We start from the raw sequence: 14,702 nt of genomic DNA, 5'->3' as shown, positions 1-14,702 counted from the left end.
TGTTAGATCAATCGCGGAGGGAAAGGGCAGATTCGTGGCCACTTGACGCTGCTTTGTCGAACATAAATCCGCTGATGACGGCCTAGTTCCAATCCCGGCACGCATTGCGGATGGACCGCGTCGTCAATCCTGACGAAGCGACCGATCCACTCGCACCACCTACGCGGCCTCGGTCTGTCTCGCACCGCAATAGCGTTTCACGAAGGCATGGTGTTCGGGCAGGCCCGCCACGGTCCGGCTTACATTGCTGCGCAGCGTGCCGAGGAAGCGGTCGAGTTCTTCGCTGCTCATCTTGGTGGCGACGGGGTGATAGGTTTCGGGCATCAGCCCCTGTCCCATCATTACCTGGACCCAGCTGTTTTCCGCGAACAGTTCCTCGTTCTTGCGGAACACGCGGCCGGTTTCGCGGAAGAGCTCGATCTTCTGCGTCAGGCTGTCGGGGATTTCCATGTCGGCGCACTGGCGCCAGAAGGGCGAATCCCGCCTCTGGGTGACCTTGTAGTGCAGGATCAGGAAATCCCTGATCTGGTCCATGTCGGTCAGCTGCTGGTCGTTGAATTCGTCGATATCGCGCTGGCTCACGCGCTCGCCCGCAGGCAGCATGCGGATCAGCCGCAGGACGGCGCGCTGGATCAGGTGGATGCTGGTCGATTCCAGCGGTTCCATGAACCCGCTCGACAGGCCCACGGCCACGCAGTTGCGATGCCATTGCTTGCGCCGCGTGCCAGTGGTGAAGCGCAGGCGGTTAGGGGTGGAGCAGGTGGCGCCTTCGACCGTGGACAGCAGCCGCGCCTCGGCCTCGTCATCCGACATGTAGCGGCTGCAATAGACGATGCCGTTGCCCTGCCGGTGCTGCAGCGGGATGCGCCATTGCCAGCCCGCCTCATGCGCGATGGCGCGGGTGAAGGGCACCGGATCGCGGATGCTTTCGGTCTGGACCGCGATGGCGCGGTCATTGGGCAGGTAATGGCTCCAGTCGTCATAACCGACATGCAGCGCGCCTTCGATCAGCAGCGCGCGAAAGCCGGTGCAATCGAGGAACAGATCGCCTTCGATCCGCTCCCCGCTTTCCAGCGTCAGGGCCGCAATATCGCCGCTTTCGCTGTCGAGCTCGACCGCGGCAATCTTGCCCTCGCGGCGCGTGGCTCCGAAGCTTTCCGCCTTGCGGCGCAGGAAGCGGGCATAGGCCGTCGCGTCGAGCTGGTAGGCATAGTTGATGCGGTTGTCGGGAAGGATGGCGAATTTGCCCGCATGCGCGGCGGCAAGCTCCAGGCAGTAATCGTCATAGCTGTGCTCGTGCCCCTGCGTGAGGCCGTGCATCCAGAAGTGCTGGAAGCCGGCCGACCAGTGATCCTTGCCCGTCGCGCCGAAGGAATGGAAATAGCTCTCGCCGTCGTTCTTCCAGTTCTCGAACTCGATGCCCAGCTTGAAGGTCGCATTGGTCTCGCGCATGAACTCGGCTTCGTCGATGCCGGTCAGCTGGTTGTATTTGACCAGCGGCGGGATGGTGCTTTCGCCCACGCCTACCGTACCGATCGCATCCGATTCCACCAGCGTCAGCTCGATCGTGTCGCCCATGGTCCGGGCCAGGGCGGCGGCGGCCATCCAGCCCGATGTGCCGCCTCCGGCGATGACGATGCGGCGGGGTGTGGTTGCGGTTCTCATTGGTTGAGTGCCCTCAGCAGAAAAGATCGGATGCGGCTCGCCGCCTCGGGCGTCAGCGGATCCAGAACGCCGCGTTTGCCTTCCGGTATATGTTCGGTCACGTTCGGGCCGTGTTCGAACACATAATGGTCGAACATCCGCTTCCAGATCGCCCGGTCTTCCGGAGGCAGGTCGCGAATGGCCAGGATGGCGTGGTTGAGCGCGTCCTGCGGCTGGCCGAGCCATTTCGGCGTCTCGCGCCACCAGTAATTCACCAGCACGTTGAACGGTGCCAGTCCTTCGACATGATGCCACCACATGGACGGGATGAAGACCGCGTCGCCCGGCTCCAGCTCGGTGGTCAGGGCGGTTTCCAGCGCGGCTTCGAAGCGGGGGTGGGCGGCGAAATCGGGCTGGTGGAAATCGACCATGCTCACCGCGCGCCCCGCGGGCGTATTGTCGATCGGGCCGAGATAGAGGTTCTCGAATTGCTCGGGCGGGAACAGGATGAAGCGGCGGCGGCCGACCGCGCAGCAGGCCAGATTGTCGGGAAAATCGTTATGCGCGGCGATCCTGGTGGGGGTGCCGATCCAGATGCTCTCGCGCGGCTTGTGCTGGGCCACCGGGCTGGGGTTCGCCTCGGTCAAGCCATTGAAATATCGGTTCATATCGACCGAAGGTACATAGGCGGTGGGGGGCTTGTCCTCGCCCTCGTATCGCTCGAAGCCGCCGAAGATGTCGGCCAGCTTGCCGGTCCCCTCGCGGAAGTTCATCTGCATGTCGTCGGCATAGAACATGCGCCCGCCGTGCCCCGATGGGCCGATGGCCACGGTGAAGGGCATGGCCCGCGCATGGGCCAGCAGGTGCTCGCGCGCCTTGGCAGCGGATTCCAGCCCCGCGCGCACCAGCGGCCAGTCCGCCACCAGCCCCCGCACCACGAAGGGCTCGCGCGTCCCCTCGATCAGCTCCGCCAGACCGCCGAAATCCGCCACCTCGCGGTCCGCGATATGGGTGAGCTTGGAAAAGATAGGAGTGCCCGCGTCAGCCATTGCTCAATGCGGCATCCTTGCGCTCGACCAAGGTGGAGAAGTGGGAGAGCGAGGCCACTGCCATGAATATGGGGAGCAGAAAGCCCTGGCCGTGAAGGTCTCCCAGCGCATCACTATCGAGCTGCTGGAGCCTGTCTTCCTTGATGATGTGGAACCCGACGAGCGATTGCTTCGAACCGTCAGACAGCGGTACCTCGAGCGTGAAGGCTTCGAGCAGTTCGTAGCGCTCCAAAGCCTCAATGAAGACTGCCGTCCCCTGATAGCCCACATGAAGCTCCCCCAGTTGCCCGGCGATCTGTTCGAGGTAGGGAGTTGTACCACCATCCTCGTCGAACACGCGGACGCCCTCGCCAGAGGTGGAGATGCGAGGGTGATCGATGTTGATGTGAACCTGCCCTTCGCTGCCCTCGTCTGTCGGGGCGCCGATCAGGAATGGCTGGATCGCCAGCGAGAGCGGGCGGTAGCGCGCCTGCCATCGGCCATCACTCAGAAAGAGGTTTTCTCCGTTTTCAAATCCGAACAGCGCCAGAGGCACGAAGGTCTCGCCCTCCTGAGTGCGGCGAAATACGATGGGGAATTCGCTTTGAACACGGCGGAATTCTTCCGGAATGATCAACGTCGCCATCACTCCGTCGCCCAGCTCGACGCCAGGTTCGGTAAGGATGCGAAGGTCCCGATGATCTTCGGGGGTCAAGGTCTGATGGTTTGCCATTTAAGCGAGTTCTCCCTCCCGCGGATCGGCGGGTTGCGTTGCTCTCAGAGCATCTAAATAGGTGCGGTTCGTAGGCAAAGCCGCCGAGAGGGCGCGTGCTTTTTCCCGTACTCTTGCGACTTCTCCCTGTACCATTCCGAGATCGCCGATGGATCCGCTGCGCGGTGGCGGGTAGCCCATTCCGTAAAGCACATATTGCTGGCTGGCAGCGGAAAACAGTTCGTCCGCATGCGGAAAGTCCAATTGCGTCGGCGGGTAGTCCCGCCAAATCTGCAATTGACGAGCGAGCGAGGCGGGAATGGTCTCAGGACGTCGTTGTGCCTGCCAATAGGGCTCTTCGCGCTCGCTGAGGACATAGTGCAGCTTGAGGAAATCGACGATCCGCTCCCACCGGTAATGGAAGAGCCTGTCAAACCGCTCCGCATAAGCTGGCAGCGCTTCGCGGGTTGCAGGAAAGCTATCTGCAAGCGCTTTTAGCGAGAGCTCCACCAAAACGATCGCGGACGCTTCTAGGGGCTCGATGAAGCCTGCAGACAGTCCGATGGCCAAGCAATTGCCCCGCCAGAAGCTCTCTCGATAACCTGTCCTGAAGCTGATCATGCGCGGCTGGAGCGCTTCGACATCCTGTTCGGGTACACAGGCGGAGACATAGTCCAGAAGCGTTCGCCTGGCTGCATCTTCATCGGTGAACCGGGAGGAGTAAATGCACCCGATCCCTCTCCGGGTCGGCAGGGCAATATCCCAAAGCCACCCAGCTTCATGCGCTGTGCCGACGGTTTGCGAGGCCACTGGGCTGGCGGGCAGGGTATCGACCTGAACGGCCAGTGCTCTGTCATTGAAGAGGACATCGGAACGGTCGATCCAGGTCGAACCGCAATGCTCACCGATCAGACGCGCTGCCATCCCAGTGCAATCCAGAAAGAAATCGCCGTCGAGATGGTCGCCTCCGCGAAGCGACACCGCTTCGATCCATTCGGCGGAGGCAGCACGAATTCCCGTAACCTCGTCTTTGATGTGGGTGACACCAAGCTTTTGAACCGCGTGGCGCGACAGAAGTTTGGCGAATTTCCCCGCATCGAAATGGTAGCCATAATTCAGTGCGCCGGCATAATCAGGCATGCTTCGCTGGCGCGGGACCAGATCACGCGCGCAAATGGCGGCTTGCGGAGAAACTACATCGGCAAAGCTCCCCAACTCACCTTCAGCACCAAGGGCAAGCAGGTCGGAGATGCTGCCGGGTAGGGGAGGAGTGAAGGGGTGCAAATAGCTGTCGTCTTTCCCGCCCGTTCGCCAGCCATCGAAACGGGAGCCCTGTTTGAAACTCGCATCGCATTCGAGCAGGAACCGGCTTTCGGAGATGCCGATAATCTGAAGAGTTTCGCGCAGGGTCGGCCAGCTTCCCTCGCCGACCCCGATCGTGGGAATATCCGGCGCCTCCACCAATGTAATCCGAAGCTTCGGAAGGCGAGCGGCGAGATAGGCGGCCGAAAGCCATCCTGCGGTTCCTCCGCCCACGATCACCAGCTTTTGGAAATCTCTCGCCATCTCAATTCGACATTCCATACAGGCTTGGCAGCCAACACCAAAGAAAAGGGCCACGCCGCGACACTGCAGCGTGGCCCTCTCTGTTTCTAAGGCAAGGAGCGATAGGACACTGACCGCTCCTGATGCCAATTACCAGCTGAAGCGAAGGCCCGCAGCGTAACGCGCATACCCAGGCGCCGCGAAATACACAGCTTGGTCCGCACGGCGATGGCCGCGGCGGTCAGCATTCGTCACATTGATGCCTTCAGCGAAGATCGAAAGGCCATTATCGAACTCGTAGCTGGCGCTCACGTCAAACTGGCCATAATCTTCAACGAAGAATGGATCGGTTCCATAGGCCGCCAGGAACTCGTCGCGCCAGTTATAGGCGACGCGAGCTTGGAAGCCGTAGTTCTCGTAGTAAAGAACGGCATTGGCGCTGTCCGATACTCCGTTGATTGCAGTCTGAGGCTCCGGATCGAAACCCGGGCGAAGCAAGTCGTATTCGAGGTCACTGTTAACGACAGTGTAGTTCAGGATGGCACCAAAGCCCGTGTCCCAGAAGCTGTGCTGTATCGCAAACTCGAAGCCATCGACCGTCGCGGAATCTTCAAGGTTTACCGGACTGCTCAAATTGAAGCTGAGCAGTGGATCACCCGCTTGTCCAATGATGCCAAGGGGATTGCCGTCAGCATCGTATTGAACGGCGTTCGGGTAATTGGCTGCCGCGTAGTTCAGGATTTGTGCGAAACTGGCGTCGGAACCCAGCGCAGCGACAGCTTCGTTGAAGATTGCGCCATCGCTGGGATCGGGCAGATCAAACGGCGTGTCCCGACGATTGCGACCCCCAATGAAGTTGGAAACTTGCTTGTTGAAATAACCAACCGAAATGTAGCTGGACGGTCCATAATACCATTCAGCGGATAGATCGATGTTCTTCGATTTGTACGGCAAGAGGAATGGGTTGCCGCCGCCACCTGTGCTGCCGCCGTCCGGCCGCGCTGGGAAGTTAAGGTTAAAGCCCGCTTCGAGGTTGCCATAGCTTGGACGTGTAATCGTATGACTGTAAGAAGCGCGCAGAACGACGTCTTCGATTGGCGACATGTCGAAATCGACTGCAGGTAGCCAATTGTCGTAGGAATTTCTGTCTGTGCGGAATTGACGCCCAACTTCAAACAGCGTCATTTCATTGAAGGACAGCAACGATGCCCCGGAGTAGGTCGGCGTCAAAGCCGAGCTTACAAGATCCGTAATTTCATAGCGCAGGCCGAGAAGAAGATGCGCGTCGTCAGCCAGGATGTCGAAAGTATGCGATGACTGGATGTACGGAGCGATCGTCTTTTCCCGCAAACGACGGTCAGTCGTCAATTCCGCGATGCAACCTTCGCCCGACCAATCGCCGACTATCGAATTCGAACAAACGCCGAAGCGGCTTTCGAGGTCATTGATTAGTCGCACTGTATCGATGGTGAAGTAGCTACCGATGATCGCTGGATCCTGTGATCCCTCCATACCCTCAAGGTCGGCAGACAGATCACGTTCGGTGAAGATGTCGTCCGCTGGATCGTAGCGCTCGAAAATATCTGGATCGGGATTTACATCAATGCCGCCCCAGGTTTCGTTCTGAAGATTGCCATATGCGGTGCGGACCTTGTTATCGGTGTAAGTAACACCGAAATCCAGTGCGTCGATGAGACCGTCGTCGAAATCGTACCCGCCGGAGAGACGGAATTCTTGAATTCGATCTTTCATGTATCCAGTGCGGAAAGCGTTACCTGAGGCAACAATATTCGAAGCCTGAATTTCCGAACCAGGATACATGGCAACCGAGATGACCGGCATGTCGGAAGTGAAGTCGACTATTTGTTCCTGTACGCCGAAAATCGCACTGCCGACGGCGACACTGCTTCCGAATGGTGACGTCGGCTTCGATTCCGCGGTCGAATGGTGTGCGTCCAGCTCCCATCTGAAACCGCTCGGATGGTTCCATTTCAGGTTACCACCAATGGAATGGTTCACATTGCGGTTGGCCGCAACAGCGCCCGTAATGGCCAAGTCTTTCCCTTCGCCGGCACTGAAGCTTTCGCCGTAGAAATTCGGCCCTGAGATTGGTCCGTCGGTCCAACTGCTGGAGGTGTTACCGTGGTTGAACCAGACACCTATGCTGTTGGTTTGCGCATCGAGTGTGTACTGCGAATAGGTGTAGTCGATAGACGCTTCGAACTGGTCCGAAGGGGCCCACTGTAGAACGGCCTGGCCGTTGATCCGTTCGCGCTGGAAGTTCGTGAAATCATACGCCGCGTTCTGCGGGACCTGATAGATGTCGTCTGCACCGGGGCGGTTCTCGACACGGCCGCTGTCGGTCGGGGGGAGTGCGCCCCAAGCATCGGTGTTGCTTCCAAGAATACCTTCGCGCCATTCGCCCACGGAGAACGCGGCCGTGCTGCCTTCGCGCTTCTGATAGGCGCCATTGATCAGGATTCCCAACGTGTCGTTGGCGAAAGTCTTGCTGATGATGCCTGAAATTTCTGGTGTGATTTTGGTGTCCTCGAATGTGTTATCGAGGACTCCCTTGACACCGATGCTACCTTGAAAACCGGGACGGTCCAGCGGTTTGGGTGTGCGAATGTTGATTGTAGAACCGATGCCGCCAGTCGGCAGGGTCGCACGACCGGACTTGTAAACCTCGATCGATGCAACGCCTTCCGATGCGAGGTTGGCGAAGTCGAAGCTGCGCGTGGCGGGCGGCGAGGTGCCGGCAAGGCTCGACGCGGGCATCTGACGACCGTTAAGAAGGACCAGATTGAATTCGGGTCCAAAGCCGCGAACCGTTACATACTGACCTTCGCCATTGCTGCGATCGATTGAGACACCGGTGATACGCTGAATGGATTCCGCAAGGTTGGTATCGGGGAATTTCCCAATGTCTTCAGCCGAAATCGCATCAACAACACCTTGCGCGCCGCGCTTGAGATTCATTGAGTTTTCTAACGAAGCCCGAATGCCTGTGACGACAATGATATCTTCGTCCGCAGTGGTCGCTTCCTGAGCGCTCTCATCTGCGGGAATATCTGTCTGCGCCATGGCGGCGGTAGAGCTGATACCCAGTGCCATGACCGAGGCGCCCGCGAAATACTTGGCGAACGTGCGTGTACGTCCAAAAGCCATCAGTGATTCTCCTCCCAACACAAGGATCTGGCTCACCCAGAACCCCTTTTGTGAACGTTCACCTAATTGATAACGTTCACTCGGTCAACGCGTCCGAAACATGACCGTAACATATCGCGGCCGGAGTGTTGCATTACTGCCCAAATGTATTTGTTCATTGGTCGCGAGATCATAGGAAGGACGAGCTTGCGGATTGCTCTTGCTCGCCTCGGCGTTTAGCGCTGCGTGCAGCATGTTCGATCCAGTATCATTTCGCAGCGCGCTAGGTTCGTTTGCCACTGGCGTGACCATTGTCACTGCGCGTGACGCCGATGGTAGACCGGTTGGACTGACGGCAAATAGCTTCAATTCTGTCAGCCTCGATCCGCCGATGGTGCTTTGGAGCCTGTCACTGCAATCCAGCAGCCTCCCGGTCTTTCGCGATGCAGCTAGTTGGGCCGTCCACGTCCTTGCGGCCGACCAGAAGGCCATGTCCGATCGCTTTGCGACTCCCGGGGTCGATAAATTCGCCGGGCTCAATCTTTCCAACGGGCCGGAAGGCGCTCCCCTGATAGAGGGCTGCGCCGCTCGGTTCGGCTGCCGTGCGCAGTTCGAGTACGAAGGCGGTGACCATGCTATTTTCTTGGGCGAGGTGATCGATTTCGGCCGCCGTGAGGCAGAGCCACTCATTTATCACGGCGGGCGCTATGGCCGAATAATGCGCGAGCAATCCGGCGCCGATCTGGAGCGGGAAGGACTGGCTGAACAAGAAGACGGCAATCTCGTTCTGACAGAGCGTGGCTCTCAACTGCTGGAAGCTCTTAAAGACGTTGCGGGCCGCTAGACTCGAACTGCGCTGCCAGATACCCGGTTCACCACAGTAATTTGGGAGAGCCACAAATGAAGACCCGCATAACCGAAATGTTCGGTATCCAGCATCCGATCATCCAAGGTGGCATGCATTACGTCGGTTTCGCCGAGATGGCCGCCGCGGTGAGCAATGCGGGAGGCCTGGGCATCATAACCGGCCTTACTCAAGGCACTCCTCAGAAACTGGCTGACGAGATCGCCCGCTGCAAGGACATGACCAATAAGCCGTTTGGCGTGAACCTGACGTTTTTGCCGACTGTCAATGCGCCGGATTATCCGGGCCTGGTCCGAACCATCATTGAAGGCGGGGTGAAAATCGTCGAGACGGCAGGCAACAATCCCGCTCAGGTGCTGCCTTATTTCAAAGACGCTGGCGTCAAGGTCATCCACAAATGCACCAGCGTTCGACATAGCCTGAAGGCACAGTCGATCGGCTGCGATGCGGTGTCGGTCGATGGCTTCGAATGCGGCGGTCATCCGGGTGAGGACGACATCCCCAACATGATACTCCTTCCGCGAGCAGCGGACGAGCTGGAAATTCCCTTCGTCGCCAGTGGCGGCATGGCCGATGGACGCAGCTTGGTCGCGGCTCTGGCTATGGGTGCCGACGGAATGAACATGGGAACACGCTTTATCGCCACGAAAGAAGCGCCAGTTCATGAGAACGTCAAGCAGGCTATCGTCGCTGCAAGCGAGCTCGACACCCGCTTGGTCATGCGGCCGCTTCGCAACACCGAGCGGGTAATGACAAACAGCGCTGTGGAGGAGCTGCTCAAGATCGAGGAGGAAAAGGGCGCCGAACTGAAATTCGAGGACATCATCGAGCAGGTGGCGGGCGTTTATCCGCGCATCATGACCGAGGGCGAAATGGATGCCGGGGCGTGGTCATGCGGCATGGTGGCGGGCCTCATCGATGACATTCCCACCTGTCAGGAACTGATCGACCGCATCATGTCGGAAGCTGATGAAATCATCACCAGGCGACTTTCAAGTTTTCAGGCCGGATAGGAAGCGCGGTATGGAGTATGTCAATTTGGGGCCGAGCGGTCTCAAGGTCTCGCGGCTTTGCCTCGGATGCATGAGCTATGGTGATACGAGCAAGGGATGGCACGGCGACTGGGTCTTGAGCGAGGATGAAAGCCGACCATTCATTCGCGAGGCGGTGGAAGCGGGCATCAACTTCTTCGACACAGCTAACATGTACTCTAAAGGTGCTTCCGAGGAGGTGATCGGCAAGCTGCTGCCAGAATTCACTCATCGCGATGAGATCGTCGTCGCGACCAAGGCTTACCTACCGTGGCGCAACACGCCCAATGCGGGAGGTCTGTCACGCAAGAGCCTGCTGCAGGCCATCGATGACAGCCTCACCCGGCTCGACATGGAGTATGTCGACCTGTTCCAGATCCATCGCTGGGACGAAAGCACGCCGATCGAGGAAACAATGGAGGCGCTGCACGACATCGTGAAGGCAGGCAAGGCGCGCTATATTGGCGCATCGTCCATGGCAGCATGGCAATTTGCCAAAGCGCAGGAGGTGGCGCGCGTCCGCGGATGGACCACATTCGTGTCGATGCAGAACCATGTGAACCTGCTCTACCGCGAGGAAGAACGCGAGATGATCCCCTTGTGCAGGGGATCAGGGAGTAAGTTTGATCCCGTGGTCACCGCTTGCGCGTGGCCGGCTCGCGCGGGCGTGGGATGAAAGCACCGTGCGCAGCGAAACGGATAGTTTCGGTAAAACGCTGTACACCCAAAATACTGAAGCTGATCGTGAGGTGATCGAGGCCGTGGGAGTAATTGCGGATGAGCGCGGGGTTTCGCGCGCAACCATAGCCTTGGCCTGGCATTTCGCGAAAGGGATGACCGCACCTACCATTGGCGCTACCAAGCCGGGTCATATAGATGCCGCTGTCGAAGCGCTTAGCGTGACTTTGAGCAACGATGAACTGAACAGGCTGGAGAAACCTTATCGTCCCAAGATGCCGGTAGGTGTGGTTTCCACTGCTCCGGACTTCGGCCAAGTTACGCTGAAATCCAGTTCGTAGACAAAGTTACAAACGGCTGCCTGCGGTCACAAACCAGTCACATGAATGCGCCATTTCTGCCCCCGAATTAGGGGACGTGAAACGTGTGCGTGGCGTGATGAATATTCTAATGACTGCCGAAGAGGCTGGTGCGTACGATTCCTTTGACAACGGAGAGATACGGTACGTCTTCGATCATTTGACTTCGCGAGGGCCACAGCGACTTATCGAAGGACCGGTTTGCGCATTCGTCGACTGGGTTCTCGAAGAACTGTCCGGACTTGAGATGTGCCGCCGGTTGCGCGCAGACCCGCGGACAAGCGATGCTCATATTACGATGGTTCTCGAAAGCTGTGACGCAGATGACAAGCGGCGCGCTCTGGCTGCGGGGGCCGACGATTATGTCGTGGGCCCTGTTGATCGCACTGCAGTTCTCGATCGTGTGCTCGCGCTAGGGACGGGAAGAGTTGCCCAGGCCAGCGCGCAGCCATTCGTCCTTGGCGAATTGGAAATCGATCTGCCTGCGCTGCAGGCTCGATGGAAAACAAAACCCATCCCGCTGCGCCCGAACGAATTCAGACTCCTGCGCTTTTTCGCAGAAAACGCGGACCGCGTATTGGGACGGTCCGAACTGATCGACGGCCTGGGGAAACAGGATCCACCGATCGATGAAAGAACGGTTGATGTCTGGATTGGGCGGCTTCGCCGTGCGCTTCGACAGGTGGGCGCGGGCGACCCTATCCGTACTGTGCGCTCCCTAGGGTATGTCTACGACAGCCATTAGAGACTGCGGACTGCTGAAGCGGGCGGCGCCCGGCGCGAGCCCCCTCATAATCTTACCGTGAGGATGGTCGCTCTCGTGAGCGCGCGAGATGATGTGTCTGCTAGATTCCTTCCTGACGAAAAAAGGGGGCCGCCTCTCAGCGGCCCCCGTTCGAGTCTACCCTTGCAGGATCTTAAAATTTTAATGACGCACCGATAGAGAAGCTCTGGCCGACATCGTAACTGTTGATTTCGATACGCCGCTCGCCGTTGGTCTGGAACTCTTCGTGATCCTGACCCGTCAGATTGCGTGCTTCGAATTTCAATTCGATTTCATTGCCACCCAGTTCAACTCCTTGCCGCACGACAAAATCGAGTGACAGGCCAGGCTCTTCGATGATGTCTGGGAGAGGGCCGGCGCCGCGGCTGCTTACTCTCTTGCTCGCATATTTGAGGAGAAACGTGAATTGGCTGAGACGGTCGAGATCGTCGAGGCCCAGTTGCAAGTTCACAAGATGATCGGATTGTCCCGTGAGCGGCACTCCGTCATCAAAGAAATTGCTCGCCGGCTGATCCGCGAAAGGGAACACCTGCGCTATGTCATCGGAACCGACTTCGATATTCGACTGGGTGTAGGTATAGTTCGCCACCGCGACGAGCTGCTGACTGGCGAGCCAGCCCCCCATGTCCGAGAGATCGAAATTATACTGCAGTTCGGCTTCACCGCCGTACAGCTCCGCCTTGGGTGCATTGGCAAAGCCGCTTATGATGTCGTTATCCGAAAAGCTTGTGAAAATCTCGATCGGATTCTCGATTTCCTTGTAGAACCCCGCCACGCTGGCACGACCGCCGCCGGTATAATATTCGAGACGTGCTTCGTAATTTGTCAGGCGGCTGTCCACGAGGCGCGGGTTGCCGTTGAACTGGCGATTGGACTCAGGATCGAAATACGTCTGGTAAACCAATTCGCGGAACTGCGGCCGTGCGATGGTCTTCGACGCACTTGCGCGGAACTGCAAATTATCCGTCAACTCCCACGTCAGTGTTGCGCCGGGCAGCCAATAGTCGTTTTTGAGAAGGGTTCCGCTACCTGAATTGAGTGGTTCGGCAAAAACTTCGACCGGATCCACCGATTGTACGGCGTCCTCGTAGCGCACGCCGATATCGAGGGAGAGCCGATCCAGCGGCCGGATGTTTATTTTGCCATACCCTGCGTGGATGCGGAGCGCGGCTTCGAATGCCGGATCGGACTGGGTGGTTTCGAAAATGTTCAATTCATAGGGGCTGAGGCCGCCCGCAAGCTGCGCTTCACGATCAAATCCGAAGTCGATCAGTGCGTCCCCCAGCAGGTTATCGGGACGCAAGGCTCCGAAGGCATCGGGAAATGCGGAGGACGCACGGATATCAAACTCGCGCCGGGTCGAGAAACGCTCGGTGTCCGTATAAGCGTAGCCAACAGTGGCATTCAGCCAGTCGGTGACTTCGTAGCCCACATCGATACCTCCATACCAAAGGTCTTCGGTAAGGTCGGAGAAGCTTACGATTGCGCCGCCGCGCTGCGGATCGAGGGTGTTGAGATAGGTATCGCCAAAGGGATCGTTCGCGTTATTCGTCCGCACATATTCGAATTTCCATTCGAATGGCGCTTCTCGCTGGGTCTGTGCGTATCCGCCTCGTAGATCGATCGACATCTTGCCGAACTTGAGCTCGCCGACGAACTGGCTGTTGAGGAGTTGCCGTTCGAACCATGCCGTATTCTGAATCAGCTCGTCGTCACCGTCCTGAAAATCGGTTCCTTGCTCAAGCGACGTGCGTTTAAGAGTATCCCGGATGAAGAGATTGGTGAACCGGAACTTGTGTTCTCCGACCTCCAGCCCGAAGCCAAGCATACCATTGAAGAGCATGCGATTGTCCGTGGCGAGTTCGCGGAAATCGGTATCGAGTTCCAATTCCTCGTTCACCGCTGTTTGCTTGGTGATGAAGCGATTGCGCCATTTGTTGCTGAGTGAAGCGGTTGCGATGATCCCAAACCGGCCGTCCGAGAAGACGTCGAATGCCGTACCCGCTGTAAGGCCAGCGGAGAAATTGGCTGGCAAATCTCCGACTTTCTGCACCAGATAGAGGTTGGGATCATTGATGTCGTGCAGGATCGCGCGAGTGTCGACGCCTTCATCATTGATCCGTGCGCCGCTATCGAGAAAACCCTGCAGTGCACCGTAATTTTCTACGCTGCGGCGCCCTTGGTCGAAGCCGGTCCAATCGTAATCGCCACCGTAGTATGTGTAGCCGGGACTGAAGGTCGTCTCGGTATCGCCTGACAGCGAGCCGCTCACAGTTAGGAAGCTCTCGGTTGGGATTGCGCGCGTGGTCAGGTTGATGACGCCGCCGCCGAACTCACCTGGAAAGTTTGCTGAATATGTCTTCTGGACCAGGCTCGACGCGACCACACTGGTCGGAAAGATGTCGAGCGGCACGACACGAGACAGAGGCTGGGGTGAAGGAAGCGGTAGGCCATTGAGCAGTGCCAGCGAATAGCGATCGCCCAAGCCGCGGACGTAGACCAGCCCGTTCCCCTGCTGGGACAGGCCCGTAGTGCGACCTAGCGCACCGGCAATATCGCCTTCGCCGGTCCGGGCAATCGTAGCTGTATCGAGTACAGTCACGACCTGAGGCGAAGCGCGGGTTATATCCCGGTTGCGTCGCCCTGTTACGACGATTGTCCCGCCAGGAATGGAAATATCCGGCGTCGCCTGCTGATCGGCAATCTCGCCGGAGACACTGTCGTTCGCTGCATCGACACCCTGCGCGAGGGCTTCGTCGGGAACCTCTTCCTCGGTTGCAGGAGGGCCCTCGGCGCCCGTGCTCTGCGCGAGCGCAGCGGCGGGGAAAGTCAGGGCGGTGGAGAGCAGGAGCAGTGCAGAAAGCTGCTTGCCGGATGACATGTGAACGACCCCCTCAGATCAGGTCAAA

The 14,702-nt window shown here is 58.4% G+C and carries 11 protein-coding genes; 5 read left to right on the top strand and 6 right to left on the bottom strand.

The features are described 5' to 3' along the window. Positions 1–159: 159 nt before the first annotated feature. From ACI2I1_RS05765 to ACI2I1_RS05745, 5 genes are all read right to left on the bottom strand, one after another. Entirely contained in the window at positions 160–1,665 is a 1,506-nt protein-coding gene (locus ACI2I1_RS05765) for a tryptophan halogenase family protein (protein ID WP_404678281.1), read from the bottom strand. After that, a complete protein-coding gene (locus ACI2I1_RS05760) occupies positions 1,662–2,693 on the bottom strand; it encodes a cupin-like domain-containing protein (protein ID WP_404678280.1) in 1,032 nt (343 codons plus the stop codon). Before ACI2I1_RS05760 ends, ACI2I1_RS05765 begins: the two co-directional genes overlap by 4 nt. Next, the gene (locus ACI2I1_RS05755; protein WP_404678279.1) at positions 2,686–3,405 is read right to left on the bottom strand and encodes a SapC family protein; all 720 of its coding nucleotides are present in this window, start codon (positions 3,403–3,405) and stop codon (positions 2,686–2,688) included. The genes ACI2I1_RS05760 and ACI2I1_RS05755 overlap by 8 nt, the downstream gene beginning before the upstream one ends. After that, entirely contained in the window at positions 3,406–4,950 is a 1,545-nt protein-coding gene (locus ACI2I1_RS05750) for a tryptophan halogenase family protein (RefSeq protein WP_404678278.1), read from the bottom strand. A 129-nt stretch (positions 4,951–5,079) separates the two neighbouring features. Then, positions 5,080–8,133: a TonB-dependent receptor gene (locus ACI2I1_RS05745; RefSeq protein ID WP_404678277.1), complete on the bottom strand. Its 3,054-nt coding sequence runs from the start codon at positions 8,131–8,133 to the stop codon at positions 5,080–5,082. A gap of 196 nt (positions 8,134–8,329) precedes the next feature. Between ACI2I1_RS05745 and ACI2I1_RS05740 the strand changes: the two genes are divergently transcribed. The 5 genes from ACI2I1_RS05740 to ACI2I1_RS05720 all read left to right on the top strand — a co-directional run bounded on the left by ACI2I1_RS05740 (position 8,330) and on the right by ACI2I1_RS05720 (position 11,754). Continuing rightward, a complete protein-coding gene (locus ACI2I1_RS05740; RefSeq protein WP_404678276.1) occupies positions 8,330–8,920 on the top strand; it encodes a flavin reductase family protein in 591 nt (196 codons plus the stop codon). 56 nt (positions 8,921–8,976) lie between these two features. After that, entirely contained in the window at positions 8,977–9,954 is a 978-nt protein-coding gene (locus ACI2I1_RS05735) for an NAD(P)H-dependent flavin oxidoreductase (protein WP_404678275.1), read from the top strand. Next, entirely contained in the window at positions 9,911–10,648 is a 738-nt protein-coding gene (locus tag ACI2I1_RS05730) for an aldo/keto reductase (protein ID WP_404678274.1), read from the top strand. The genes ACI2I1_RS05735 and ACI2I1_RS05730 overlap by 44 nt, the downstream gene beginning before the upstream one ends. Then, positions 10,596–10,991, top strand: coding sequence for an aldo/keto reductase (locus tag ACI2I1_RS05725; RefSeq protein ID WP_404678273.1), 396 nt, complete (start codon positions 10,596–10,598; stop codon positions 10,989–10,991). Before ACI2I1_RS05730 ends, ACI2I1_RS05725 begins: the two co-directional genes overlap by 53 nt. A gap of 97 nt (positions 10,992–11,088) precedes the next feature. Then, positions 11,089–11,754: a response regulator transcription factor gene (locus ACI2I1_RS05720; protein WP_221542370.1), complete on the top strand. Its 666-nt coding sequence runs from the start codon at positions 11,089–11,091 to the stop codon at positions 11,752–11,754. A 172-nt stretch (positions 11,755–11,926) separates the two neighbouring features. Here ACI2I1_RS05720 and ACI2I1_RS05715 read toward each other — a convergent pair whose 3' ends face one another. Continuing rightward, complete coding sequence (locus tag ACI2I1_RS05715) at positions 11,927–14,674, bottom strand: TonB-dependent receptor domain-containing protein (RefSeq protein ID WP_404678272.1); 2,748 nt, start codon at positions 14,672–14,674, stop codon at positions 11,927–11,929. Between the last annotated feature and the right edge of the window lie 28 nt (positions 14,675–14,702).

Source organism: Qipengyuania sp. NPDC077563, assembly GCF_044901345.1.
In the GTDB taxonomy this organism is placed as follows: domain Bacteria; phylum Pseudomonadota; class Alphaproteobacteria; order Sphingomonadales; family Sphingomonadaceae; genus Qipengyuania; species Qipengyuania aestuarii.
This window is presented reverse-complemented; position numbering and strand designations above follow the sequence as displayed.

Coding starts and splice junctions, on each gene's coding strand:
- ACI2I1_RS05735 (WP_404678275.1), top strand. CDS start 8,977: ATGAAGACCCGCATAACCGAAATGTTCGGTATCCAGCATCCGATCATC.
- ACI2I1_RS05720 (WP_221542370.1), top strand. CDS start 11,089: ATGAATATTCTAATGACTGCCGAAGAGGCTGGTGCGTACGATTCCTTT.
- ACI2I1_RS05760 (WP_404678280.1), bottom strand. CDS start 2,693: ATGGCTGACGCGGGCACTCCTATCTTTTCCAAGCTCACCCATATCGCG.
- ACI2I1_RS05730 (WP_404678274.1), top strand. CDS start 9,911: ATGAAATCATCACCAGGCGACTTTCAAGTTTTCAGGCCGGATAGGAAG.
- ACI2I1_RS05740 (WP_404678276.1), top strand. CDS start 8,330: ATGTTCGATCCAGTATCATTTCGCAGCGCGCTAGGTTCGTTTGCCACT.
- ACI2I1_RS05755 (WP_404678279.1), bottom strand. CDS start 3,405: ATGGCAAACCATCAGACCTTGACCCCCGAAGATCATCGGGACCTTCGC.
- ACI2I1_RS05765 (WP_404678281.1), bottom strand. CDS start 1,665: ATGAGAACCGCAACCACACCCCGCCGCATCGTCATCGCCGGAGGCGGC.
- ACI2I1_RS05750 (WP_404678278.1), bottom strand. CDS start 4,950: ATGGCGAGAGATTTCCAAAAGCTGGTGATCGTGGGCGGAGGAACCGCA.
- ACI2I1_RS05715 (WP_404678272.1), bottom strand. CDS start 14,674: ATGTCATCCGGCAAGCAGCTTTCTGCACTGCTCCTGCTCTCCACCGCC.